Source organism: Treponema endosymbiont of Eucomonympha sp., from assembly GCF_001028545.1.
Genome location: NZ_BBPW01000566.1, coordinates 1 through 479, shown reverse-complemented (window position 1 = coordinate 479; position 479 = coordinate 1). Strand labels below are relative to the sequence as shown.

1 protein-coding gene is annotated in these 479 nt (G+C 63.3%); it reads right to left on the bottom strand.

Annotation, left to right across the window (positions count from 1 at the left end; genetic code table 11):
• Positions 1-479, bottom strand: a 479-nt coding sequence (locus tag AWU74_RS12170) for a hypothetical protein (protein WP_187150966.1), incomplete at both ends; no start/stop codon positions are given.

Genomic DNA, 479 nt, shown 5'->3' with positions numbered 1-479 from the left:
GGTATTGCAGCCGGCAGAGCGCCATTTCGTCGTCCGCCTGCACCGCATACGGATAGGCGAGGATATCCGGCGCGACTCCGATAAGCTCGCGCTCCAGCGTCCGCATAAGCGCGACGAAGGTCTGCTTTGAAAACGACGCATCGGGGATAAAACGGCGGAGGAATTCGCCCGCGCGCACGAGCATCGTGCCGTAGCCCAGTTCTTTCCGAAATGTCTCGAACGCCTGCCGTGCGTCGTCCTGCCAAATGGGCGGAGGCAGGTATGCTTGTGCGTCCGGCGGCTTGCTTCCCTGTCCGTATTTGCGCGCAATGCGGGAGTATGCGTCAAGTTCGCCGACGCATTCCGCCATGAACGGCGACAGCTTTTGGCGGTATACGGGCATATACGCCGCCTCGTGCAGGAAACCGGTCGGCAGGTCTTTCGTCTGCAGCGCTGGGGACGCCGGAGCGTAGCGTCCCGTCGGGAGCGGCCGGCGCGAA